We start from the raw sequence: 24,911 nt of genomic DNA on the forward strand, positions 1-24,911 counted from the left end.
TGCTATGCGTAAAATTAGGGTAAACTCCGTAATCTTTATCTGTGCTGTATGCTTATATACTCATGTAAGCGGACAAGAAAGTAAAAACTTCGTAAGAACCGGAACCGGTGTAGAAATTGACATCAGGAATTCTTATTCAGGTATCAAAAAGATCCGTCTTGAACCTGTCAATGATCAAATTATTCATGTAACCCAAATCAGTGGGCCGGTGTTTAACACCAAGCCTAGTCTGATGGCCGTATGGAAAAAAAATACCGGCCAAAAATTCACCGTGAAAGAGGAAAACGGTCAGGTTCGCCTGGCTACCGGAGCTGTAAATGTTAATGTGTCATTAGAGAATGGATTAATTTCTTTTCATGACGATGCAGGTAAATTGTTACTCGAACAAAGCCAGCAGATGGGGGCGGCAATGGTGCCTAAGGTATTTAACGGTGAATCCTCTTATCAGATAACCCAGCTTTTTAATGCTGCTGATCAGGAAGCCTATTATGGCTTAGGACAGCATCAGCAAAGTATGATGAACTACCGCGGCCGTCGGGTAGACCTTATTCAGTATAATACAGATATCGCGGTGCCGTTTGTCGTTAGTAACAAAGGTTACGGTCTTCTTTGGGACAACTATTCAATTACCCGTGCTGGAGATATAAGAGATTATGAACCGCTTAGCACATTGAGATTATTTTCGGGTAAACAAGAAGGCTGGATTACTGCAACCTATACTTCGCGTAAAAACCCGGAAAAGGTATTATTAACTGCACCGGTCTCTGAAATATCTATGAACTGGCTAACAGACCAGCATAAATGGCCAAAGGAAATTATTATGGCCGACGCAGTCGTTACCTATGAGGGTTTACTCGAAAGTGATCTCGAAGGGCTTTATCAGCTTCAGCTAAAATATGCGGGGTATATCAAAGTGTGGTTTGACGATAAGCTGGTGGCAGATTATTGGCGCCAGGCCTGGAATTCAGGTTCGTCAACTATCGATCTTCCTCTGGAGAAAAATAAAAAAGTAAAGTTTAAAATGGAGTGGATACCCGACGGTGGTGAATCCTATCTGGGACTAACCTGTTTGCCTCCTGTTCCGGAAAATCTGAAGAATACTTTTGGCCTGCAATCTGAATCAGGGAATGCAGTTGATTATTACTTTATTCAGGGGAATAATGCAGACCAGGTAATTAGCGGGTATCGACAGGTTACGGGTAAGGCCGTATTAATGCCGAAATGGGCAATGGGATTTTGGCAGAGCCGCGAACGCTATAAAACACAACAGGATATACAACAGACAGTTAAGGAATTTAGAGACCGGAAAATTCCGCTGGATAATATTGTGCTTGACTGGTCCTACTGGAAAGAACCGGAATGGGGAAGCCAGGAATTTGATCCCGCCAGATTTAAAGCGCCAGAGCAAATGATTAAAGATCTGCATGCACAACATGTAAATCTGATGATCTCTGTATGGCCAAAATTTAACAGTGGCCATGATACCTATGCGCAAATGGATTCACAAAATTTCCTGTACCGCAGAAATATTGCTGACGGTAGAAAAGACTGGATCGGCAACGGATATGGTAATACTTTTTATGATGCATTTAATCCTGAAGCCAGGACAGCCTTTTGGAATTTGATGAATAAACGGCTGTACAGCAAGGGTATTGATGCCTGGTGGATGGACGCGACAGAACCGGATATGCATTCTAATCTACCGGTGGAAATCCGTAAAGATTTAATGAACCCTACTTATGCGGGCTCTTCAACTACTTATTTTAATGCATTTCCTTTAGTGAATGCCAAAGGTGTTTATGAGGGGCAGAGAGCGGTGAATCCTAATGACAGGGTTTTTATTCTGACACGATCTGCCTATGCTGGTCTACAGCGCTATGCTGCTGCCGCCTGGAGTGGTGATATCGCCTCCAGATGGGAGGATATGAAAGCCCAGATCAGCGCGGGTGTTAATTTCTCTCTTTCCGGAATGCCTTACTGGACAATGGATATTGGTGGTTTCTCTGTTGAAAAACGCTATGAACAGCCGAATACAGCAGATCAGGAGGAATGGCGTGAATTGAACACCCGCTGGTTCCAGTTCGGTGCATTTGTTCCATTGTTCCGTTCGCATGGGCAATATCCATTTCGTGAGATTTATAATATAGCACCAGAAGGTCATCCGGCTTACCGGAGTATGTTGTATTACAATAAACTCCGGTATAGGTTAATGCCATATATCTATTCACTTGCCGGGCAAAGTTACCATCAGGATTATACCATAATGCGTGGACTGATGATGGATTTTCCAAATGATATGAAAGCGGCCAACCTGAATGATGCATTTATGTTTGGTCCATCGGTACTGGTGAGTCCTGTACTGGAATATAAAGCCACTAAAAGAAAGGTATATCTACCTTCAGGACAGGGTTGGTATGATTTCTATACTGGACAATTTTTAAAAGGAGGTCAGGATATTCAGGCAGACGCACCTTATGAACGGATGCCATTGTATATTAAAGAGGGATCTATTTTACCAACTGGTCCGGACCTGCAATATACAGCCGAGAAAAAAGCAGATCCACTCACTATCCTGGTATACACGGGTAAAGATGCTGTGTTTTCTTTATATGAGGATGAGGGTACTAATTATAACTACGAAAAAGGAGCTTTCTCACAAATCGACTTCAGCTACCAGGAATCTACAGGTAAACTAACGGTTGCAGACCGGAAAGGAGAATTCCCTGGCATGATGAAGAGCCGCACATTTAAGGTAGTTTTCGTTTCTCCAGGAATGAATGTGGCTGCTGATCAGCAGGACCATAAATCTGCTCAGACGCTTAAATATACCGGCAAAAAAGCAATACTATCCAAAAACCAAATTAAATAAACCATATATGAACTTAAATTTTACCCTTACAAATGGACGGGTTCCGGACAAGTTGTATTTACTGCTGCTGCCACTGTTGATTTTATTGGTCTGTACGACCGGTGCGGTCGCACAGCAAAGGCAGGTTACCGGAAAGGTAACAGGAAGCGGTGACGGACAGCCAATTCCCGGCGCCGTTGTCAAAGTCAAAGGAACCGCTTCTGGAACAGGAACGGATAGTTCCGGAAGTTTTTCCCTAAGCGCAAAGACGGGAGATATACTTCAGATCAGCTCAATTGGCTATGCGCAAAAAGAATTGCAGGTGCCCGCCAGCGGATCTGTTAGTATTAAATTGACTGAAGAAAATCAAGACTTGAATGAGGTTGTTGTTGTCGGATACGGTGTGCAGCAGAAAAAGCTGGTAACTGGTGCTACTGTTCAAGTTAAGGGAGAGACACTGCAACGGCAGAGTACTACCAATGCGCTGCAAGGTTTACAGGGACAAACGCCCGGTGTCCAGATTGCATCGACTTCCGGCCAGCCGGGAGATGGTATGAAAGTAACGATACGGGGTTTAGGGACTATCGGTAATTCAGGCCCCCTGTATGTGGTAGATGGTGTGCTGACAGGTGATATCACCTATCTGAACGCTGCAGATATCGAATCTATAGACGTCTTAAAGGATGCTGCATCCGCCGCAATTTATGGTTCCCAGGCGGCAAACGGTGTGGTACTGGTTACTACCCGTCAGGGAAAACGCGGACAGTCTGGCCAAATTACTTTCGATGCGTATGCAGGGATCCAGAACGTTGCTAAAAAAGCACAGCTATTGAATGCAAGTCAGTATGCTGCCATTATGAATGAGTCTGCTATTAATATGGGTAATCAACCTGTTTTTACCAATGCGGAGATTGCTGCATTCGGTGAGGGAACTAACTGGATGAATGAAATGTTTAGTGATAATGCATTAACGCAAAACTATGCGTTTGGTGCATCCGGAGCTTCTGAAGCTTCTGTATACTCGACTGGCCTGTCTTACACAGGGCAGGAAGGGATAGTTGGTGGTAAATCATTGTCTGATTATCAAAGAATCAATTTCAGAATCAATTCTGAACATAATTTCTATAAAGACATAATTAAAATCGGACAGCATCTAACTTATAGTGATATTAAAAGTAAAGGGATCGGTGTTGGTAACCAGTACAATAATTCGCTGCGTGGTGCCTTTAATACAAGTCCTTTTGTTCCTATGTATGATGAAAATGGTAATTTTTATGATAACAGTAAATCTACCTGGAATACTGGTGAAGCGAATCCATATGCGCTAATGGCATTAACGAATCAGAATGTGACTAACAGCCAGCGTTTACTGGGAGATATCTATATGGTTGTCGAACCGATTAAAAATCTGAAATTCAGAACAAGTCTTGGGCTGGATTACAGCAATTCAGATAATCGCTCTTTCACACCAATCTATATTTTGTCAGCCTATGCCAACACTTCTGTAACTAAGGCAACCCAATCGATGAATAAAGGCAAATCTTTAATCTGGGATAATTTGCTGAGTTATAAGTTCGATCTTAAAAAAGATCATCATTTCGAAGCAATGCTGGGAACTTCTACCTACCGTGCGGACGGTTCTACTTTGTTTGGCACGAATACTAACCTGATTTTCGAAGATCTTGATCATGCCTGGTTAAGTAACGCGACTAATAAGCAAGTAGCCGGTATTTCGATTGGCGGTGCACCGTATGATGCAGATCGCAGGCTGTCGTATTTTGGCAGGTTAAATTATAGCTATAAGGACAAATATTTGCTGAACGCAACTTTCCGGGCTGATGGTTCTTCCCGTTTTTCTTCACAGAATCGCTGGGGTTATTTCCCGTCGGTCTCTGCAGGATGGGTTGTAACCAGCGAGTCGTTCATGGCTGGCACACAAGATTGGCTGGACTTCCTGAAAATCAGAGCCAGTTGGGGACAGGTAGGTAACCAGAGCATCGCTGCATTCCAGTATCTTGCTCCGATCTCTTTAGCCAATACTAACTATACGTTTGGAAATGAAGAAGGGGTACTCACGCCAGGGGCATATCCGAGCCGACTGAGTAATGCCGCATTAAAATGGGAGACTTCAGAACAAACCAACTTTGGCTTTGATGCGAACTTTTTGAAGGGCAAATTTACCGTCAATTTTGACTGGTATAAAAAATCGACCAAAGACTGGTTAATCTCTGCACCTATCTTGGCCACTGCCGGTGCTGATGCGCCTTTTATAAACGGGGGTAATGTAACTAATTCGGGTATCGAGTTAGCTCTTGCTTATAAAAACAGAATAGGTGAATTTAATTATGCTGTGGGTGTTAACGGCGCATATAATAAAAACAAGGTGGGTAATATTCCTACTGCAGATGGTATCGTTCATGGTGCTATTAACCAGTTGTTTGATAATTCTCAGGAGTTTTACAGGGCCCAGAGTGGTTTTCCAATCGGTTATTTCTGGGGTCTGAAAACTGCCGGAATCTTCCAGACCGAAAACGAAGTTAATGCTTACCGTAATACAGATGGTAAATTAATTCAACCGGCTGCCGCACCAGGTGACGTGAGATATGTAGATGTGAACGGTGATGGTGTGATTGATAATCTTGACCGGACGCAAATTGGTAACCCAAATCCGGATTATACTTTTGGTATTACCCTTTCGGGTGATTATAAAGGTTTCGATTTCTCTATCGTAGCATCGGGTGTTGCCGGGAATGAAATTGTTCAGTCGTACCGTAATCAGGCAAATCCATTAGGTAACTACACCACAAGAATTCTGGATAGATGGCATGGTGAAGGTTCTTCTAATACGATGCCCCGCGTGACTTCTGATAATAGAAACTGGACTAATTTTTCTGATTTATATATCCAGAAAGGTGATTATCTGCGGATTAGTAACGTAACTATAGGTTATGATTTTGGTAAGGTATTCAAAAAGAGTTACCTGAAACAGGTGCGTATTTATGCAGCTGCACTTAATCTATACACATTTACTAAGTATGATGGTATGGACCCTGAAATTGGTTACGGGACAGAGGGTTTTGCTTCTGGTATTGATCTGGGATACTACCCAAGACCAAGAACGTTTATGTTGGGTGCTAATCTGAGATTTTAATCTAAAAATAAAAATTATAAGCTGATGAAAACGAAAGCTATAAAAATATATACATTGACAATCTTCCTGTTTGCGATGGGAAGTTGCAAAAAAGGTTTTCTGGATACCGAACCAATTACAACGGTAACGGATGAAAATTTTTATAAAACACCTAAAGATGCTTTTGCAGCACTGGTTGGATGTTATGATGGTCTTCAAGTAGTGTGGTCGGAAGGTGTTGCACTGCCCGTGGCAGCTGAGGTGATGTCCGATAATACGTTTGGTGGAACCGGGAATTCTGATGGTCTGGGTTATCAGATGATTGATGAATTTGACAAATCCAGATCACCTTCTGATCAGAACTTATATGAGCGGAACTGGATCTTATATTATAAAGCACTTTACCGCTGTAATGTCCTGCTTAGCAAAATGGATCAGATTGCCTGGGGGAGTGATCCGCAATTGCGTAAAACGTACGAATCTGAAACGCGTTTTTTACGCGCCTACCTCTTATTTGATATGGTTAGATTATGGGGAAATATTCCGCTGCTGACTGTGCCTACTGCAGAAAATGTTCCGCAGGCATCGCCGGATGAAGTTTACCAGGTAATTGCTTCAGACTTGAAATTTGCAGCGGAAAATATGCAAAGTATCCCTTACGCTGCTCAAGCGGTGAAAGATCATGGTCGTGTAACTAAATATGCTGCAGAGGCATTGCTAGGTAGGGTTTTCTTGTTTTATACTGGTTATTATAACAAACCTGATCTGGTTGGGCAAGTGAATAAATCTCAGGCTTTGAGTTATCTGGAGGATGTAATTACTGCGGGGGGATATGGCCTGGTAGAAGATTTTGCCCATTTGTGGCCTGCTGCATCTGTAGCAGATTTCGCAGGAGAGGGTAATAAAGAAACAATATTCAGTATCAGATATACCTATACAAGCGATTACAATGGAAATACCGATGGGAACCACTGGATGATTATGACTGGTATCCGTGAGCAGGCAATTTATCCCTATGGTAATGGTTGGGGTGCGGAAACAGTAAATCCTAAATTATGGAATAGTTATGCCGCGGCCGATACCCGTAAAGTTGCGTCGATAATCTCCATTGTTGATGAGAAATTGAATTTTACGAATCAGGCGGGGCAAAGGGAATATACCGGCTATTATGCGAAAAAATATAGTCCTATGATTGGGGAAGACGGCAAACCATTACCGGAATCTTTCGGTAATAATTTGTTTCAGATCGGTCAGTTTCAAGATTATGTATCTATCCGCTATGCAGATGTATTGTTAATGGCAGCTGAATTAGGCAGCCCGAACGCACAAACCTATTTTAATACCGTCAGACAGAGAGCTTTGCAGGGTGGATTTACACCTTTAGTAATATCTCCTGAAAATATTGTCAGGGAACGTCGTCTGGAATTCGCCTTTGAAGGTATTCGCTACTATGATTTACTCAGACTGGGCATTAGCCGTGCGGCACAGGAAATTGCAGAAACGACAACAGTACTGAATGGTGGAAAGTCTGCACAGAAATCTATTAATGCAGGTAATATCATCCTTACTCAGGGCTTACAGCAGATTCCATATACACAGATTACGCTGTCTAACGGAACACTTAAACAAAATAATGGCTGGTAATTATAACCTTATTCTAATGAAATTATATAGAAAATTAGCGGGGCTTTTAATGCTTCCACTGCTGTTTGCAGCTTGTAAGAAAGATGAGCACAGCATCGGCCGGGTGCTCGATAAGTCAGAAATCAGATATTCAGTTGACCAGGATCTTAAAGCAGATGACGGTGGTAATACTGTAATTCTGAAAAATATGACACCTGGAACAATTTCCATGTGGGATTACGGCACCGGTACCTCAACCAGAATGACTGATACGGTTAAATTCGCTTTCGCGGGTGACTACGTAATTAAATTTTCGGCTGTATCTGGTGGTTCGGTAGTTCAGATGGATTCGATAGTGGTCAAAGTAACCAAAGACAATTTTAATTATGTTAATGATCCTTTATGGACAGCTTTAACAGGTGGTGTAGGGCACGAAAAGGAGTGGGTTCTGGACACTGATGGTAAATTTTTTGGTGGCCCTTTATACTATTACGGTGTAAATAATGGCTGGTTAAAAAGCGGTGGTGAATGGGATGGTGGTGCTACCGGTTGTTATGGTGGTGATTGCTGGACCTGGGCTGTAGGCACGGCCGATGTCTATCCGAATCATATGTCAAGGGGAGATTATGGCTCAATGACCTTCAGTTTGAAAAATACAGCAAGCTTCAAAGCAGTTAAGCCTATGGAAGGTGGTGTCACGCAGAATGGTACCTATGCTTTGAACGTGAACAGTAAAATGCTGACCATTAATAACGCATCTATCCTGCGCGGATATAAAAATGAGAAAAATGGTTTGAAAGGTATTTCAAACTGGACCAATTATACCATTCTTTCTCTGGATGAAAATAGTATGCAGCTAGGCGTTATCCGTGATGCAGATGTAGATGGAGAAGGGAAAGCAATGCTGGTATATAATTTCGTGACTAAGTCATTTATCGACAGTTATGTGCCGCCTGAAACGGGACCAGATCAGGGTTTTGACCCCACTTTTAAAGCTGGTGAACTATTGAAAATGCTGACTGGAAATTCTTCCGGAAGGATTTGGAAATTGGATGCTGCCGGTAACCCTATTGACTGGATTGCCAAGGGTAAGGGCTGGACTAAATCTCATGCCGATTCAAGAGATTGGGGCTGGAATGACTCCTGGGATGCAGTAGCGAATAATTCCTGGATTTTGTTCAATAATATTGGTGGACAACAGTATACCAGGAATCAGAATGGCGCCATTACCACCGGTACTTTTACGGTTAATGAACAAACAAATGAAGTGACATTAAAGGGTAATACGCTGGTGCAGAATCCAGATAATTGGATGAGCCCGGCATCTCCAACGTTTAAAGTTGTCAAAGCATTTCCAGGGGCAGTAGAAACTAAGGGTATCTGGTTTGGAACTTCTTACGATGCAGCGAAAGATGAATGGTTCGCTTTCCATTATGTTTTATAATTAAAATGAATGTTTGTGTTTAATGACCAGGGGCAAGCCCCTGGTCATTAGCAATAAAAGGCTATAGTGAAAATATATTTTAGCATATTACTCCTTTTTGTATTGAGTACATTCAGTATGAATTTGGCGGGACAGGATAACAGTCGTACAATCGAAAATTTTAATGCGGACTGGAAGTTTTTTAAAGGTGACGTACCTTCTGCGTCAAATATAGGTTTTAAAGATTCAGACTGGAGAAAACTGGATTTACCTCATGACTGGAGTATTGAAGGCAACTTTAGTAATTCGCATCCTGCCACCGTCGGAGGTGGGGCACTCCCTGGAGGAACAGGGTGGTACAGGAAGACTTTTAAAATACCACGGTCGGCTGCTAACCGTCTGGTTTCCATTTTATTCGATGGTGTTTACCGGAATAGTGAAGTCTGGATCAACGGACATTATTTAGGTAAGAGGCCAAATGGTTATATTTCTTTTGAATATGATCTCACTCCTTATCTAAAGTTGGGTAGTGAGAATTGCATCGCGGTTCGCGTTGACAATAGTCAGCAACCTAATGCCCGTTGGTATACAGGATCTGGAATTTATCGGGATGTTAAATTGCTAATCACTAATCCGCTGCATATTGTGAATTCAGGGACATTCGTCTCCACTCCTGTAGTAGATAAAGGTCTGGCTAAAATCAGAATGGAAGCAGTTATCGCAAACAATTTGAAAAGCAGGAAGATAAATCTAAGGCATCAGATTATTGACGCTGAGGGCAGGGTTATGCTAGAAAAGATTTCCCCGCTAACTGTCACTGGTAAGCGTACCAATTCTGTTGTAAATATGGAACTGCCAAACCCCAGACTCTGGTCTGATATCGAGCCTTATTTATATAAAATAAGAACCAGCCTGATAGAAAAAGGGAAAATTGTGGATGATTATGAAACGCCGCTAGGTATACGTAGTTTCAGTTTTGATGCAAAAAATGGTTTCATTCTAAATGGTAAAAATATAAAAATCAAAGGTGTTTGTAATCACCACGATCTGGGCGCACTAGGTACTGCTTTTAACCTGCGTGCCGCAGAACGCCAGCTGGAGATTTTAAAAGCTATGGGTTGCAATGGATTGCGGACTGCTCATAACCCGCCTGCAGCAGCGCTCCTTGACCTTTGCGACAGGATGGGCTTTATTGTAATGAACGAATCTTTCGACATGTGGGAAAAAAAGAAATCAGATTTTGATTACCATATTGATTTCGGACAATGGCATAAGAAAGATCTGGAGGATCAGGTGCTGCGTGACCGTAATCATCCTTCTGTATTTATTTGGAGCGTCGGAAATGAGATTCAGGAGCAATGGGGTACAGGTGCTGATACATTAGGAAGGGTATGGGCCAGAAAACTGGTGAAAATAGTAAAAGACCTCGACCCTACCAGACCGGTAACTACTGCAAATAACGATGTAAACAGTTACAATAATCTGATCAGTTCCGGAGCAATGGATTTGATTGGCTATAATTATAATCATAAATCATGGGATGATTTTACAAATGCCCATCCCGGTCAGAAGCTAATTGCAACCGAAACGACTTCTGCCTTACAGACCAGGGGACATTATGATGCACCTGCAGATAGTATGCGCATCTGGCCGACCGCCTGGGATAAACCTTTACTAACCGGAAATGCAGATTTTAGCTGCTCCGCCTACGATAATTGCTACACGCCCTGGGGTTCTTCACATGAAGAAACACTAAAGGCTTTTTACCGTAATCCTGCAGTTTCGGGAATGTATGTCTGGACTGGTTTCGATTATTTAGGAGAGCCAACCCCTTATACATGGCCGGCAAGAAGTTCGTATTTCGGAATAATCGACCTTGCAGGTTTTCCGAAAGATGTTTATTATTTGTACCAAAGTGTATGGACCGATTTACCGGTATTACATTTATTGCCACACTGGAACTGGTCTTCGGGAAAAGAAGTGGATGTTATAGCCTATTACAGTCAGGCAGACGAAGTGGAACTTTATCTGAATGGTGTCTCCAAAGGAGTACGCAGAAAGGATGGAGAAGAACTCAAAGTTTCCTGGAAGGTTTTATATCAACCAGGAACTCTAAAAGTGGTATCGCGTAAGAATGGGAAGATCATTCTGGAAAGAAATGTATCTACTGCGGGGCCGGCGGCGAAACTTGAGCTAATTGCCGATAGAGGGGTATTAGATGCGAATGGCGAAGATTTGTCGTTTGTGACGATTCGTGTTCTGGATTCTCAGGGAAATCTGGTTCCTGATGCAGCACAAGCTATACGGATATCGGTAGAGGGCGCAGGCAGGCTCGTGGCTACAGATAACGGTAGTCCCGTTAGTCATGAGTCTTTTCAGTCTGATAACCGTAAGGCTTTTAACGGACTTGCGATGGCAATTGTCCGAACTGACCAGGTCCAGGGGGAGATTGTAATTCAGGCTTTTAGTGAAGGTCTTGGCTCTGCAGAGATCAGGTTACAGTCTAAGTAAATGATTACTACATGAAGTTTAAATGTGCTGTAATTTGCGTGAAATCAAACTTTTGAAAATCTGGTTTGTTAATTCACACAGGTTGTTTTAAGCATCCTGTTAACAGCGTTAAAGATGGAAATGCAAGGAGATCAAACAGGATTGCAGCTATTTTATAACAAATGTCTGCAAGACCTTAAATACGGAGAAAAGAGAGTGGTACAGTGTGCCACTGCATTATCTATGGCTGCCTATACGGAGCCTTTACAACGGCAATTGCTTTTTCAGGCAGCAGCAGCTGAAAAGCACGCGGTACGTTTAGAGCTGATATTTGATATTTTGCAGATGCCCGAGGCTGAGGGAAAATGCCAGGTAATCGAAATATTGACAGAGAAGGCAGGGGAGCTTGTAAAAAGTATGGAGACGGGGACCGCATTAAGGGATGCGGCTATTATATATGCTACACAGTTAATTTCACACTATAAAATAGCCAGCTATTCCAATATGATAGGATTGCTTCAGGAAAGTATGCCAAAACAGGTTCTTGATCTGCTGAAGTTTAATCTTGACGAGGAGCAGGAATTTGACCGTGTTATTTCTACCCTTGCCAGTGAAGTGATTCATCCGGCAGTTAATCGTGAATCTCGCGGGATTTAAAATATCAATATCGTCTGATCAGTTTCATTAGCGTTATCCAGGAAATTCGGGTAATTATAGTTTCGTCTGAATTTATTTGTAAATTGTGTCATTAATTAAGTGATACCGACCTCATAAAGCTTTGCACAACCTATGCTGATAAGCTTTTGTAAACCCGGTATGCTATAAAAAAATCCTGGTGTAACCTTTATCCAGGTTACATCTAACAAAAAAAATTAAGCTAATGAAAACAAAATTATCCCTGGGTGTTCCGGTTTTAGCCGGGTCCCTATTGTTGTTTGCCGGATTTCAGGCTATAAAAACTGAGGATCCCCCAAAGTCTGGTATTATCGTGTCCAATATGGATAAACAAGTCCGGCCTGGTAATAACTTCATGAACTATGTAAATGGAACATGGATTAAAAACACTGAAATTCCTGCCGATAAACCTGCTTACAGCGTCGGAGCCATGGTGAGTGATAAGGCGCAGGAAGATGTAAAAGCTATTATTGAAAAAGCAGCATCCGGAAAATTTGCGCCAGGTTCTGAAGAACAGAAAATCGGTGATCTATACGGTTCTTACATGAATATGGCGGCTAGGGATGCTATCGGCGTTAAACCACTGGCGGCTGATTTGAAAAAAATAAACGATCTTAAAAATTACGATGAACTTGCTTCATATTTCGCCTATGCAAGTAAAATTGGTAATATGGTTCCCTTTAGTGTTGGTGTATCGGAGGATTTCAAAGATCCTTCCAACTATATGTTACTAACCTGGCAGGGTGGACTGGGATTACCGGAACGAGAATACTACTTTAAAACAGACGAGAAGTCAAAGGAGATCCGTACCAAATATGTGATCCATATTGAAAAAATGCTGACTCTTGCGGGAATTTCCGGAGGAAAAGTTAAAGCAAGTGAAATTATGGCTTTGGAGACTTTACTGGCTTCCAAGCAAATGAAAAAAGAAGAGACCAGAAATATTGCCGGCCTTTACAACAAATATGGTGTCAGCCAATTAAAAACTCTTATGCCCGACTTCAACTGGACAGCCTTGCTGACAGAAGCTGGTATTAAGAAACCTGACAGTCTTGTTATTGCGCAGGTACAATACACTAAAGACCTGAATGCAATTATTAAAGAGACACCGATCAGTACCTGGAAAACTTACTTGCAATGGAGTCTCGTTAACGGCGCTGCATCTGCTCTGAATACAGCCCTGGATGTTGAAAATTTTAATTTTAACGGAACGATTTTAAATGGGGTGCCGCAACAACGTCCGCAATGGCGCAGGGCTGTTGGTGTAGTCAATGGGTCCTTAGGTGAAATGGTAGGTAAACTTTATGTGGAGCAACACTTCTCACCTGCGGCCAAAGCAAGAATGCTGGAACTGGTAGGCAATTTATTAAAAGCCTACGAACAAAGTATCAAGGGTTTGGATTGGATGAGTGAAACGACAAAACAGGAAGCGCTTAAAAAAATAAGCAAGTTCACACCTAAGATCGGATACCCTGATAAATGGAGAGATTACAGTACCTTAAAGATTGTTAAGGACGATTTATATGGGAATTTGACAAGATCTACTGCATTTGAATATAACAGGATGATTGCTAAATTAGGGAAGCCTGTTGACCGCTCCGAATGGGGGATGACTCCACAAACTGTAAATGCTTATTACAACCCGCCACTGAACGAGATTGTATTTCCGGCAGCAATACTGCAGCCTCCGTTTTTTGATATGAATGCTGATGACGCCGTGAATTATGGTGGTATTGGTGCAGTAATCGGACATGAGATCGGTCATGGTTTTGATGACCAGGGAAGTACTTTTGATGGAGATGGTGTAATGCGTAACTGGTGGACGAAATCGGATTTGGATGAATTCAAAAAGAGAACAAACTCATTAGTTGCACAATACAATGGTTTTGAAGTCATGAAAGATCTGCATGTAAATGGAGAATTCACACTTGGAGAAAATATCGGTGATCTGGGTGGCTTAACTATCGCTTTGAAAGCATATCATGCTAGCCTTGATGGAAAAAAAGCTCCTGTACTTGATGGTTTTACTGGTGATCAGCGTGTGTTTTTAGGCTGGGGACAAGTATGGTTAAATAAATCCAGAGCTGAAGCTCTTCGTAATCAGGTTGGCACCGATCCACACTCGCCGGCTAGGTTCCGTGTAAATGGTGTGGTAAGAAATATACCTGAGTTTTATACGGCTTTCGATGTGAAACCTGGTGATTCTTTATATCTGGCTCCAGATAAAAGAGTGAAAATCTGGTAAAATTCAGATTATTGAACATAAAAAATCCCGCTTCCGGAATTATCCGAAAGCGGGATTTTTTATGTTCAATAAAATTAGTTTTTTATAAACTCCGTGTTTGCTGTCAATTCTACTTCATCGCTTAAAACTGCACCTGGATACTTTGTTCCAAAGTTGAAGTCAGATCTTTTGATAGTACCGGTAACTTTAAATCCAGCAACCGATTTTTTAGTATTAGCATTTGTGTTTACACCTCTCAGCGTAGCGTCTAATTCAACCGGCTTAGATACACCATGGAAAGTTAAAAGGCCATTTACTTTAAATTTATTGGCAGATACTTTTTTAACTGAGGTACTTTTGAAAGTTAATTTTGGGTATTTCTCAGCATCAAAAAAGTCTGCGTTTAATAAATGAGCATCTCTTTTTTCATTGTCTGTGCTTACTGACTTCACGTCTGCGCTCAGGTTAACCACTGCGTCGCTAAAATCGTCTTTAGAAGCGGTAACTGTCGACTCAAAGTTTTTAAAAGATCCTTCAACGTCGGAAATAAGCATGTGCGTAACACTAAATCCAACTTTTGAATGTGATTTGTCTGCAGTCCATGTATTTAACGCAATTGGCGTAAATGCAAATAATGAAGCAGAAGCGGCTAACAGAAGTACAAATATTTTTTTCATAAAATTTAAATAATTTATAAATCAAAGGTGTTACAAAAATTCCAACGTTGTATTGATTTATGATAAGAAATATGAGCAGATACTAAAATTTTACAATTCTATACGGATTAGCTGCTGATAATATTTAGAGAATTGAAATAATGTCATCAGTTTATTTCAATTTAAAATCTTAGTTCATAGAACGTTATAATATTTATAATTCATTGTTTGTAATTAATCTAAATAACCTATATACTTGTAGTGTTATTTAATCTTATTCTAAATAGTGAATATATGAGACTTGCTTTACTGTGCTGTGCATTAATTTTTTGTACTGAAATCTCCGTCGCACAAACCGTGAAACGAGTAGAAAAAATTCAACAGGATAGCACCCGGGCAACCTTAAATGAAGTTGTCGTTACCGGCGAGTACCAACAGCAGTCTTTAAAAAATTCAGTTTACAGAACACGTATTATCGATTCCGAAAGAATCAGACTCAGAGCTGCAACCAATATACAGCAGGTACTTAACACAGAACTTGGGTTTCGTTTTTCTAATGACATGACTTTGGGAACAAGCGACGTCCAATTAATGGGAATGTCTGGACGTAATGTGAAAATACTACTCGACGGAGTGCCTATGATAGACCGGAACGATTCCAGAGAAAGTCTTAATCAAATTGATATAAATACAATTGAACGTATCGAAATTGTAGAGGGGCCTTTATCGGTTTCTTACGGGAGTGACGCTCTTGCCGGAGTAATTAATATCATCACTAAGGGGCCTGGAAAGGAAAATTGGAATTTGAATGCACGCGTTCAGGAGGAGACTGCCGGATCGGAATATAAACCTTTTGGTGATCAGGGAGTGCATTTGCAACATCTGGGGGGCGGGTGGCAGCAAAATCGCTGGAGCGTTATGGCTGGTTTAAGTCATCAGGATTTTACTGGTTTTAATCTGGCGCCAGCCACTGCTACTGCTGAAGAGGTCGCATCTGTTATCAACCGGTGGAAACCCAAAGAGCAATGGTTAGCCAACACCCGGATCGGCTACCGCAGCGCGAAAGCCAATGTCTGGTACAGAGCGGATTATGTAAATGAGGTTATCGACAGTAAAGGGGCGCTCAACCCAAATACTTACAAATCCATTAATCAGAAATATGTTACTGACAGATGGACACACCAGGTTCAGGGCGATTTCAGATTACAGGATAATTTGAATCTGAATGGTATGGTTGCTTATTCTAATCTTAAAAGGGCGACGCAAACTTCTATACACGATTTCACGGACGGCTCAGATGTTACTTCGACCGGACAAGCAGAACAGGATGTTTCTAAATTTAATACAGTAACTGCCAGGACAACATTAGTTTATAAACTATCTCCAGGTTTATCTTTTCAACCGGGCCTGGAGTTCAATAGGGATGCAGCTGATGGTGCAAGAATTAAAGGTAGTCCGGTTATTAATGATTACTCCCTGTTTCTTTCTTCGGAATGGAAGGCAATCGACTGGCTAATGTTAAGACCAGGGCTGCGGTTCACTAAAAACTCTGTTTATGACGCGCCTCCTGTCATTCCTTCCCTGAATGTAAAAATTAAATTGAATCCGTTATATGATTTCAGAATTGGTTATGCGAGTGGATTCCGCGCGCCTGCTTTGCGCGAATTATATTATGATTTTATTGATGCCAGCCATACCATCATTGGAAATGAGAATCTTAAAGCTGAACAATCCAATAGTTTTAACGCTTCTCTAACCCGCAGTAATGACGATAATGCAGCTGTCCGCACCCGAATCGTCCTCACAGGTTTTTACAATTATTTCCGTAATAGAATAGATTATGGTCTTTCCGCTGACGATCCGACTGTAACTACCTTGATTAATATAGATAGATTTAAAACAACTGGTGGTACAATGGAAGGCACCGCGATCTGGAAAGATTTTCAAGCCAGTCTGGGCTTCTCCATGATCGGAACTTATAATAAATATGCTGCCGATGCCGATGCCTATGGCGAATCGCCCCAGTTTGTCTGGTCTCCTGAAGTGAATACCAATCTGACTTATACTTTTCCCAAGTGGGATGCTACGGTAAATTTCTCCGGCAAATTCACAGGAACTAGAAGGATATATGTACTGGCGACTGCTGGTGCGGTAGAGCAGGCGCAACTAACTAAGACCGGTTCATTTACACTGGCGGATCTGATGTTCACCAAAAAGATTTTTAATGGTTTGAATCTGAATGCAGGGGTTAAAAATTTATTTGATGTTACTTCTCTGAGTAACACAGGAACTGACACAGGCGCTGCACATAGCACCGGAGCCGGGCCTGTTCCTTATCAGTATGGGAGATCTTATGTTGTTGGGCTGAACTTCAATATTTCGAAATAATAAATTATAAATATTCAATACACAAATTATGAACAAGTTTACTCCATTTTTAGCGCTTTTCTGCGCAGTTGCTGTGTTTAGTTCCTGCAAAAAGGATAGTGATCCTATTATTATTGTACCACCCTCATCCGGAAGTACTTTAACATTGAATGGTCTTATTGGTGAAGAGGATGGCACCGGTGCTGGAAATAGTGTCTTTGTTGATTTCAGTAAAGACAAACAAGTTTCCGTAGCGCGTACTTCCTGGGATCTTGGTTTTTATTCGGGCACTGAATTCCGGGTGATTCTTAACCATACTGTTGGTTCAACAGCTATAGCGCTCGACAAAACCGATCTTAATACGGTTACCGCCGCTGATACCATTGCTCTAGCAAGTGCTAATACATTGGCTCTGGGTCAAGGTGACGGTGGATTTTCTACCATTGATCCTGTGAGTGGTGGTGCTGCTGCTTATTTAGGGGGTACTGTTATTAAAGAGGTATCTGCAGCTGAAGCCAGTAACAAAGTGTACATCGTAAACCGCGGAACGGCTGGTGTAACTGAAAAACGAGGCTGGGAGAAAATCCGTGTAATTCGTAATGGCAATGGATATACGCTGCAATATGCGAAAATTAATGAAACTACTTTTAAGACATTGAATATCGTGAAGGATCCTGTTTTCAACTTTAAGTTTGCTTCGTTTACTACTGGTGCTGTAGAAGTGGAGCCTGCAAAAGCTGACTGGGATATTCAATGGACGCTGTCTACTTATATGGCGAGTGCCACTGTTCCATATACTTTCTCAGATTTTGTATTAATCAATTTCGTTAGTGGCGTTACAGCTGCTGAGGTCATATTCTCGGGAACAGAAGCAAATAGCAAAGTCAACTATGCTGATTTCAAAGAGACTGATCTTAATGGTATTGCATTTAACGGTAACCGTGATGCAATTGCTGGCAAATGGCGGGTGACATCGGGAAATCCTGTAGGTGTTAAGACAGATCGCTTCTATCTGGTTAAGGATGGAGCGGGTAATGTATATAAATTGAAATTCGTCAGTTTCCATGCGAAAGATACCGGGGTACGTGGTAAACCGGTTATTACTTATGAACTGATAAAAAAAGCATAAAACTTGGTTAGTTTTTGGTGAAAAGCAGGCTTTCAATAAGATTGAAAGCCGCTTTTTTTCTACAAAATTCAATCTTCCGCCTGAAAATTAACGTGCTCTTAATTGTTAACCTGAATAAAATCAATCCAATGATAAAATCCTATATACTGGCAGCATTCGTTTTAGTTTCTGCCCTGACTTCCTGCCAGAATAATGCAAAAGATGAAAATGGTGCTGACCACCAGCTTGATAGTTTGAAAATAGTGTCTTTAAACGGCCCTGTTACTGAAGTGCTTGCTGCGATTGGGTTAGAGAAGAATATTGTTGGTACAGATATTACCAGTAATTACCCGGAAAGTATTAAGGCCAAACCTAAATTAGGGCATAGTAAAAGTATAAATGCCGAAGGTGTGATGGCACTGAGGCCGGATCTTATTGTCGGTTTATCGAAAGAAATTACACCGGCTCTCGCTGAACAGTTTAAAACCGCGGGTGTGAGGTTATTGTTAGTTGATCAGGAATATAGTGCTGAAGGTACTAAAAAACTGATTCGTACACTTGCAGATAGTCTTCATCGTGAGAAAGCAGGTGACTCTGTTATCCGTCAGCTGGAAACCGATCTTGCTGTTAAACCTGCTGCAGCTCAGTCTAAGCCTAAAGTTTTATTTATATATGCCAGAGGTGCGGGGACGATGATGGTTGGTGGTACAGGTACGCAGGTGGCCAGTATGATCGAACTGGCAGGCGGTCAGAATGCTGTGACCGAATTTGCGGATTATAAACCGCTCACTGCCGAAGCTTTAGTAAAAGCTAATCCGGATGTAATTTTATTATTCGAATCTGGATTGCAAAGTCTGGGTGGTGCTGAGGGGATGGCAAAAGTTCAGGGCATCAAAGAAACCAATGCCGGCAAAAATAAAAAAATTGTCAGTATGGATGGTGAACTGTTAAGTAGTTTTGGTCCAAGGTTAGGTGTGGCTATTAAGGAATTAGCAGCGAAAATACATGATTAAATCAAGGGCTGTTGTCTTATCATCGCTCTGCTTACTGCTCATTGTTGTACTGATTGTTTCGTGTTGTGTAGGAGCAGTGAGCATTTCGGCAGCTGAGTTTTTTTCTTTAGTGGGGCATAAGACAGGTCTTTCTGCAGAAAAACTGTATTCCGACCAGCAGGCTGCGGTTTTATTACATATTCGTTTGCCGAGGGTCGCTTTAGGTGCACTGGTAGGTGCAGCTCTGGGTGTTTCGGGTGCCGCTATTCAAGGTTTGTTTCGTAATCCGCTTGCAGAGCCAGGTTTAATTGGGATCTCTTCAGGTGCTACTTTGTTCACCGTGCTGATGATTGTCCTGGGGGCTGGTTTTTTTAAAGTGATAAGCGGCGCACTGGGTTTTTATGCCTTATCTATCTCTGCATTTGCAGGGGCCTGCTTTACTACGATATTGGTTTACCGTTTAGCTGTTAATAATGGTAAAACTGTAATTACAACGTTATTGCTATGTGGAATTGGGATCAATGCGCTTGCAGGGGCATTAACTGGTTTGTTAACTTATATGGCCACTGATGAGCAGCTCAGAACCATTACGTTTTGGAGTTTGGGTAGTTTAGGCGGTGCATCCTGGGAAACTGTAGTCTTAATTGCCCCGTTTGTTTTTATTCCTGTTTTTATACTACCGTTCTTTTCTAAGTCTTTAAATGCCCTGGCTTTAGGTGAGGCGCAGGCAATACATATGGGGATAAACGTGGTTAAGCTGAAACGGATAATTATGCTTCTGGCAACTATCGCGGTAGGCGCATCTGTCTCTGTGGCGGGGATGATTGGTTTTATCGGACTTGTAGTGCCTCACGTACTGCGAATTTCTTTCACATCAGATCACCGTCTGGTTATTCCTGGAGCTGCTATCGCAGGTGCTGCATTGTTGACCATGGCAGATCTTGTGGCACGGACGATTGTTATGCCTGCTGAGTTACCGATAGGAATATTAACTGCTTTAATTGGTACCCCCGTATTTTTATATATGGTTATATCTGAACGTAATAAAAATAAACAATTATGATTACCATAACCGGATTGAGTTTTAGAATTGGCAACAAATTGCTGGTGGATGATCTGAATTTTTCGATTGCAAAAGGAGAAATGTTGGCGATTCTTGGTGCAAATGGTGCCGGAAAGAGTACTTTCCTAAAAATGTTGAGCGGTGAATTAAAGCCGTCAGTTGGCAACATTAGGATTCGGGGTAAACTTTTGGACGATTATAGTCTCCAGGAACTCGCCAGACAAAGGGCGATTCTCGTACAACAACACACGCTTTCTATCTCTTTTCTGGTTCATGAGCTGGTTATGATGGGGCGATATCCACATTTTGGAAATCAGCCTCTTGAGAATGACAAGGTTATTGTGCGTCAGGTTATGGAGGACACCGGTATTTTACATCTGGCCAACCGTGATTATCAGACTTTATCCGGAGGGGAACAACAAAGGGTTCATTTATCAAGAATTCTGGCTCAAATTTATGATTGTCCGGAAGCCTGTCTTTTTCTGGATGAGCCGACAAATGGTCTTGATTTGCTTTATCAGCAGCAGGTTATGGAATTAGCCCGGGGTTTATCAGACAAGGGTTATACAGTGATCTGTATTTTACATGATATTAATTTTGCTTCTACATTTGCAGATCAGATTCTTCTGCTCAAGCAGGGGAGGATGGTGGCAATGGGCAGACCCGAGGAGGTTATAAACTTCGAAAATTTAAAAGAAACTTTTGGGGTTTCAGTACGGCTGGTCCCTATGGATGGTTATAAATGTCCGCTGGTTGTACCTGCGGCAGTAAAAATTTAAAAGAACGAATATGAATCAAATGACGACATTAAAAAGCCAGTGGGAGGCTTTAAAAAAAGAGGATGAAAAATTAAGAATTCGTGACGCAGCTAAAAAATTAAAGGTTACTGAGGCCGAATTAATTGCAACAACAATCGGCGAGTCTGCAATCCGTCTAAAGCCGGATTTTAAAGATATTCTTGTCGATGTTGAATCGCTAGGTAAAGTTATGGCGTTAACACGTAATGATTATTGTGTGCATGAACGTAAAGGTATCTACCATGGTGCAAGTTTTTCGGGACCGATGGGTCTACTTGTGAATCCTGATATTGATCTGAGAATATTCTTATCTCAATGGGCTTCTGCTTTCGCAGTGTCAGAAAATGGTCGAAAAAGTCTTCAGTTCTTTGGTAAGGATGGAGATGCAGTTCATAAAATTTATGTGACAGCTGACAGTGATGCAGAAGCTTATGAAAGTCTGGTTGCGAAATTTACAGATGGGAATGAACAGGAATTTGTTGTTCAGCCGAAGAAGACTGCTGCTGATGAGCAGCCTGATGACGAGATTGATCAAAAAGGGTTTGCTGAAAAATGGCTTGCTTTAAAGGATACGCATGAGTTTCATAGTTTGCTTCGTGAGTTTGGTGTTTCCAGAACACAAGGGCTTAGACTGGCTCCTGCAGGTTATGCATCACGTATTACAGTCGAATCAATCGGTAAGATCTTAGAGGAAGCCTCGGCTACGGACCTGGAAATTATGGTGTTTACAGGCAGTAAGGGCTGTATTCAGATCCATACAGGACCAGTTAAAAAAATAGTAAGAACCGGACCATGGTTAAATGTTCTTGATCCTGATTTTAATATGCACCTGAGAGAAGATGCTATTGATAAAGTTTGGTTAGTTAGAAAACCTACAGAAGATGGTGTGGTAACCAGTATTGAAGTCTTTGATCAATATGGAGAAATCATAGTTCAATTTTTCGGTAAACGTAAACCAGGAATTCCTGAAAATGAAAAATGGCGTCTGCTAAGCACTGAGAATGCTGTCTTAACTGCCTAGAATTTAATGTAAAATTTTGTGCTATCATTTATTAAAAGCTGTACTGCCCTGGTACAGCTTTTTTCGTATACACGGAATAAATCCAGTTGTTATCCTGTCTTTTTTTATAAATTTATACGAATCTTGAGCTTATGCTTAATAAAGAATAATTTATGGAGAAGCAGATGAATTGGTCTGAACAGGAAAAAAAGAATTCAGCATTAGAGGCCGTAAAACAAATAAAGGATCATCAGATTATCGGTCTTGGCACAGGTTCTACTGCCTTTTATGCTATTCAGGCGGTTGGAGAGCTCGTTAAGTCTGGAATGAACTTGCAAGCTGTTGCCACTTCAGTGCACACAGAAAATATGGCAGCTGAGCTGGGGATAAAACTTTTAAAACCTGAAGAGGTCAAAGAAATAGATCTGACCATAGATGGTGCAGATGAATTCGATTCTGCGCTTAACTTGATTAAAGGTGGCGGCGGGGCTTTATTCAGAGAAAAAATCGTGGCTTCCTTAAGTAAAAAGGAAATTATTATTGCAGACTCCTCTAAAATGGTGGAGAGGTTAGGAAAGTTTAAAATACCTGTCGAAGTGGTGCCATTTGGTCTATCTTATGTTACACAGCAATTAAAGAAGGCTGGCGCAATCTGTTATTTAAGAGAGCGTAACGATAAGGTGTTTTTGACTGATAATCAAAATTATATTATTGATGCAGATTTTGGACTGCTTGATGATCCTGCTGCGCTTGCGGAGAAATTAAATCAGATTGAAGGAGTTGTTGCGCATGGTTTATTTATTCATTTAGCCACCCAGGTAATTATGGGTAAAGGCGATCATGTTGTTATATATGATGGAAATTAATTTTAGCCCGTTTCCGGTCCTTAAGTCGGGAAGACTTACTTTAAGAGAAATTACTTCTGCTGATGTCGATGCTGTTTTTGCACTTCGGTCTGATCCCGATACCATGCGTTATATCCCAAGGCCACTGGCTAAAAATACTGAAGATGCACTAACGCTAATCGGAACTTTTGAGGAGATGCTCATTAAAAAAGAATGTATTAACTGGGCCATTACCCTTAGTGATAATGAAAAATTATTAGTCGGAATGATTTGTCTGATCAGAATCCAGCCTGAAAATTTCCGGACTGAAGTTGGTTATATTCTCCATCCTGATTTCCGCGGGAAGGGGATCATGCTTGAAGCTGTAAACCGGATTGTTAAATATGCGTTCGCAGATCTTAAGTTTCATACATTGGAAGCAGTTATTGATCCACGTAATATTGCCTCTCAAAAAGTTCTGGATGCCGCAGGTTTTATTAGGGAGGGGTTATTCAAAGATAAGGTTTACTATAATGGCCAATTCCTGGATTCTGCAGTCTACTCCATGTTGAACGCAGATGAGTCCTGACCTTTTTATGTATTATCTTTTTTATAAAATTGGTATATTTGTATCATAATAATGAGGTATGGTTAATCTGGAATGGTATAGGACTTTCAAAGCAATTTATGAGACAGGGACACTCACAGGAGCTGCAGAAACGTTGTTTATTTCCCAGCCGGGGGTAAGTTTGCATCTGAGTTCTTTGGAGAATTACACCGGTTATAAGCTTTTTGACCGGACATCCCGTAAGATGGTTCCCACTGAAAAAGGTAAAGTGCTTTATAATTATGTGCTGGAGGCAATTTTGAAGCTGGAGACGGCCGAACAGCACTTTCACCGTAACAGTACAAAAGAAAAGCCGACGCTTAGTCTGGGGATGTGTTTCGAGACTTTTCAGCTAATATTGGAACCACATTTATCTAAACTTCCGTTTAATGTAATTGTTAAATTTGGAGATTATCAGCAAATGATCAATGAACTGGATAACGGGATTCTGGATTTGATTATCACGCCGCACAAAGACTTATCGAAAAATCTTACTTATCATGGTTTTGGTACGGAACGGATTGTGCTCATTGCAGGTGCTGCGACGGATACGACCGATTTTGAGCGGTTGATGCAACAGAATGACAGGTCTGGGATGCAGGCTTGGTTAAAGCAGCAACTTTGGTTTGGGACTGCAGGGGATATGGAACACCTGCTGAAATTCTGGTTTAAGAACTTCAATTCAAGGATTGACTTTAAACCTAATTTTATTGTTCCAAATATGAGGTCTATTATCAGGTGTCTAAGTGATGAAAAAGGACTGGCTGTTATTCCTGATTTTCTTTGCAGGGACGAAGTGAATTCTGGTAAAGTGAAAATACTCTGGGAAGGTTTTCTTCCTATGGAAAACACATTGCACTTTGCATCTAGAAAAAAAACTATTTACTCGGATGAAATTGAAACGATTAAAAAGATCTTTATTCAGGACATTTCTCCGGTCCGCCCGCTACCTGTTTCTTCCTGAGGTCTCACGGATTCTTAAGCTGATTTAATTTTCTTTACCTGAATACAGCTTAAAAAATTACCTTTGTATTTGCTGAAATCACCTTGTAAGTGATGGCAAAACATATATTTTTTTTTATCA

General features: G+C 41.3%; 17 protein-coding genes. 16 read left to right on the plus strand and 1 reads right to left on the minus strand.

Features of this window, described 5'->3' with window-relative positions:
- Window positions 1-4 precede the first annotated feature (4 nt).
- From BLR53_RS05410 to BLR53_RS05440, 7 genes are all read left to right on the plus strand, one after another.
- Window positions 5-2,869: a glycoside hydrolase family 31 protein gene (locus BLR53_RS05410; RefSeq protein WP_143007829.1), complete on the plus strand. Its 2,865-nt coding sequence runs from the start codon at window positions 5-7 to the stop codon at window positions 2,867-2,869.
- Between the two features lie 7 nt (window positions 2,870-2,876).
- Window positions 2,877-5,999 (plus strand): SusC/RagA family TonB-linked outer membrane protein, encoded by a 3,123-nt coding sequence (locus tag BLR53_RS05415; protein WP_074588502.1) that lies wholly within the window; start codon window positions 2,877-2,879, stop codon window positions 5,997-5,999.
- Window positions 6,000-6,023: 24 nt separating this feature from the next.
- Window positions 6,024-7,622 carry a RagB/SusD family nutrient uptake outer membrane protein gene (locus BLR53_RS05420; protein ID WP_074587848.1) on the plus strand — a complete coding sequence of 533 codons (1,599 nt, stop codon included), beginning with the start codon at window positions 6,024-6,026 and terminating at the stop codon, window positions 7,620-7,622.
- Window positions 7,623-7,638: 16 nt separating this feature from the next.
- Window positions 7,639-9,045 (plus strand): hypothetical protein, encoded by a 1,407-nt coding sequence (locus BLR53_RS05425; RefSeq protein ID WP_037438004.1) that lies wholly within the window; start codon window positions 7,639-7,641, stop codon window positions 9,043-9,045.
- A 66-nt stretch (window positions 9,046-9,111) separates the two neighbouring features.
- Window positions 9,112-11,535 carry a beta-galactosidase GalB gene (gene galB, locus BLR53_RS05430; RefSeq protein ID WP_244889453.1) on the plus strand — a complete coding sequence of 808 codons (2,424 nt, stop codon included), beginning with the start codon at window positions 9,112-9,114 and terminating at the stop codon, window positions 11,533-11,535.
- Between the two features lie 114 nt (window positions 11,536-11,649).
- Window positions 11,650-12,171, plus strand: a complete 522-nt coding sequence (locus BLR53_RS05435) for a DUF892 family protein (protein WP_074587856.1) — start codon at window positions 11,650-11,652, stop codon at window positions 12,169-12,171.
- 223 nt (window positions 12,172-12,394) lie between these two features.
- On the plus strand, window positions 12,395-14,434 hold the full coding sequence (locus BLR53_RS05440; RefSeq protein ID WP_074587858.1) for a M13 family metallopeptidase: 2,040 nt from the start codon (window positions 12,395-12,397) through the stop codon (window positions 14,432-14,434).
- 74 nt (window positions 14,435-14,508) lie between these two features.
- Here BLR53_RS05440 and BLR53_RS05445 read toward each other — a convergent pair whose 3' ends face one another.
- Window positions 14,509-15,090, minus strand: coding sequence for a YceI family protein (locus tag BLR53_RS05445; protein ID WP_037437958.1), 582 nt, complete (start codon window positions 15,088-15,090; stop codon window positions 14,509-14,511).
- Between the two features lie 273 nt (window positions 15,091-15,363).
- On the opposite strand from BLR53_RS05445, the gene BLR53_RS05450 reads away from it, so the two are divergent.
- The 9 genes from BLR53_RS05450 to BLR53_RS05490 all read left to right on the plus strand — a co-directional run bounded on the left by BLR53_RS05450 (window position 15,364) and on the right by BLR53_RS05490 (window position 24,791).
- Window positions 15,364-17,457 carry a TonB-dependent receptor plug domain-containing protein gene (locus BLR53_RS05450; protein WP_074587860.1) on the plus strand — a complete coding sequence of 698 codons (2,094 nt, stop codon included), beginning with the start codon at window positions 15,364-15,366 and terminating at the stop codon, window positions 17,455-17,457.
- Between the two features lie 28 nt (window positions 17,458-17,485).
- Complete coding sequence (locus BLR53_RS05455) at window positions 17,486-18,565, plus strand: HmuY family protein (protein WP_074587862.1); 1,080 nt, start codon at window positions 17,486-17,488, stop codon at window positions 18,563-18,565.
- A 128-nt stretch (window positions 18,566-18,693) separates the two neighbouring features.
- A complete protein-coding gene (locus tag BLR53_RS05460) occupies window positions 18,694-19,557 on the plus strand; it encodes a heme/hemin ABC transporter substrate-binding protein (RefSeq protein ID WP_074588504.1) in 864 nt (287 codons plus the stop codon).
- Window positions 19,550-20,599: a FecCD family ABC transporter permease gene (locus BLR53_RS05465; RefSeq protein ID WP_037439543.1), complete on the plus strand. Its 1,050-nt coding sequence runs from the start codon at window positions 19,550-19,552 to the stop codon at window positions 20,597-20,599. The genes BLR53_RS05460 and BLR53_RS05465 overlap by 8 nt, the downstream gene beginning before the upstream one ends.
- Complete coding sequence (locus BLR53_RS05470) at window positions 20,596-21,378, plus strand: heme ABC transporter ATP-binding protein (protein WP_074587864.1); 783 nt, start codon at window positions 20,596-20,598, stop codon at window positions 21,376-21,378. The genes BLR53_RS05465 and BLR53_RS05470 overlap by 4 nt, the downstream gene beginning before the upstream one ends.
- A gap of 10 nt (window positions 21,379-21,388) precedes the next feature.
- Complete coding sequence (locus BLR53_RS05475; RefSeq protein WP_074587866.1) at window positions 21,389-22,417, plus strand: hemin-degrading factor; 1,029 nt, start codon at window positions 21,389-21,391, stop codon at window positions 22,415-22,417.
- A gap of 152 nt (window positions 22,418-22,569) precedes the next feature.
- Window positions 22,570-23,262 carry a ribose-5-phosphate isomerase RpiA gene (gene rpiA, locus BLR53_RS05480; RefSeq protein ID WP_244889454.1) on the plus strand — a complete coding sequence of 231 codons (693 nt, stop codon included), beginning with the start codon at window positions 22,570-22,572 and terminating at the stop codon, window positions 23,260-23,262.
- A complete protein-coding gene (locus BLR53_RS05485; protein ID WP_074588506.1) occupies window positions 23,249-23,809 on the plus strand; it encodes a GNAT family N-acetyltransferase in 561 nt (186 codons plus the stop codon). Before rpiA ends, BLR53_RS05485 begins: the two co-directional genes overlap by 14 nt.
- Before the next feature lie 58 nt (window positions 23,810-23,867).
- Window positions 23,868-24,791, plus strand: coding sequence for a LysR family transcriptional regulator (locus BLR53_RS05490; RefSeq protein ID WP_074587868.1), 924 nt, complete (start codon window positions 23,868-23,870; stop codon window positions 24,789-24,791).
- The last annotated feature ends 120 nt before the right edge of the window (window positions 24,792-24,911 follow it).

This window comes from Pedobacter antarcticus, assembly GCF_900103515.1.
Classification (GTDB): domain Bacteria; phylum Bacteroidota; class Bacteroidia; order Sphingobacteriales; family Sphingobacteriaceae; genus Pedobacter; species Pedobacter antarcticus.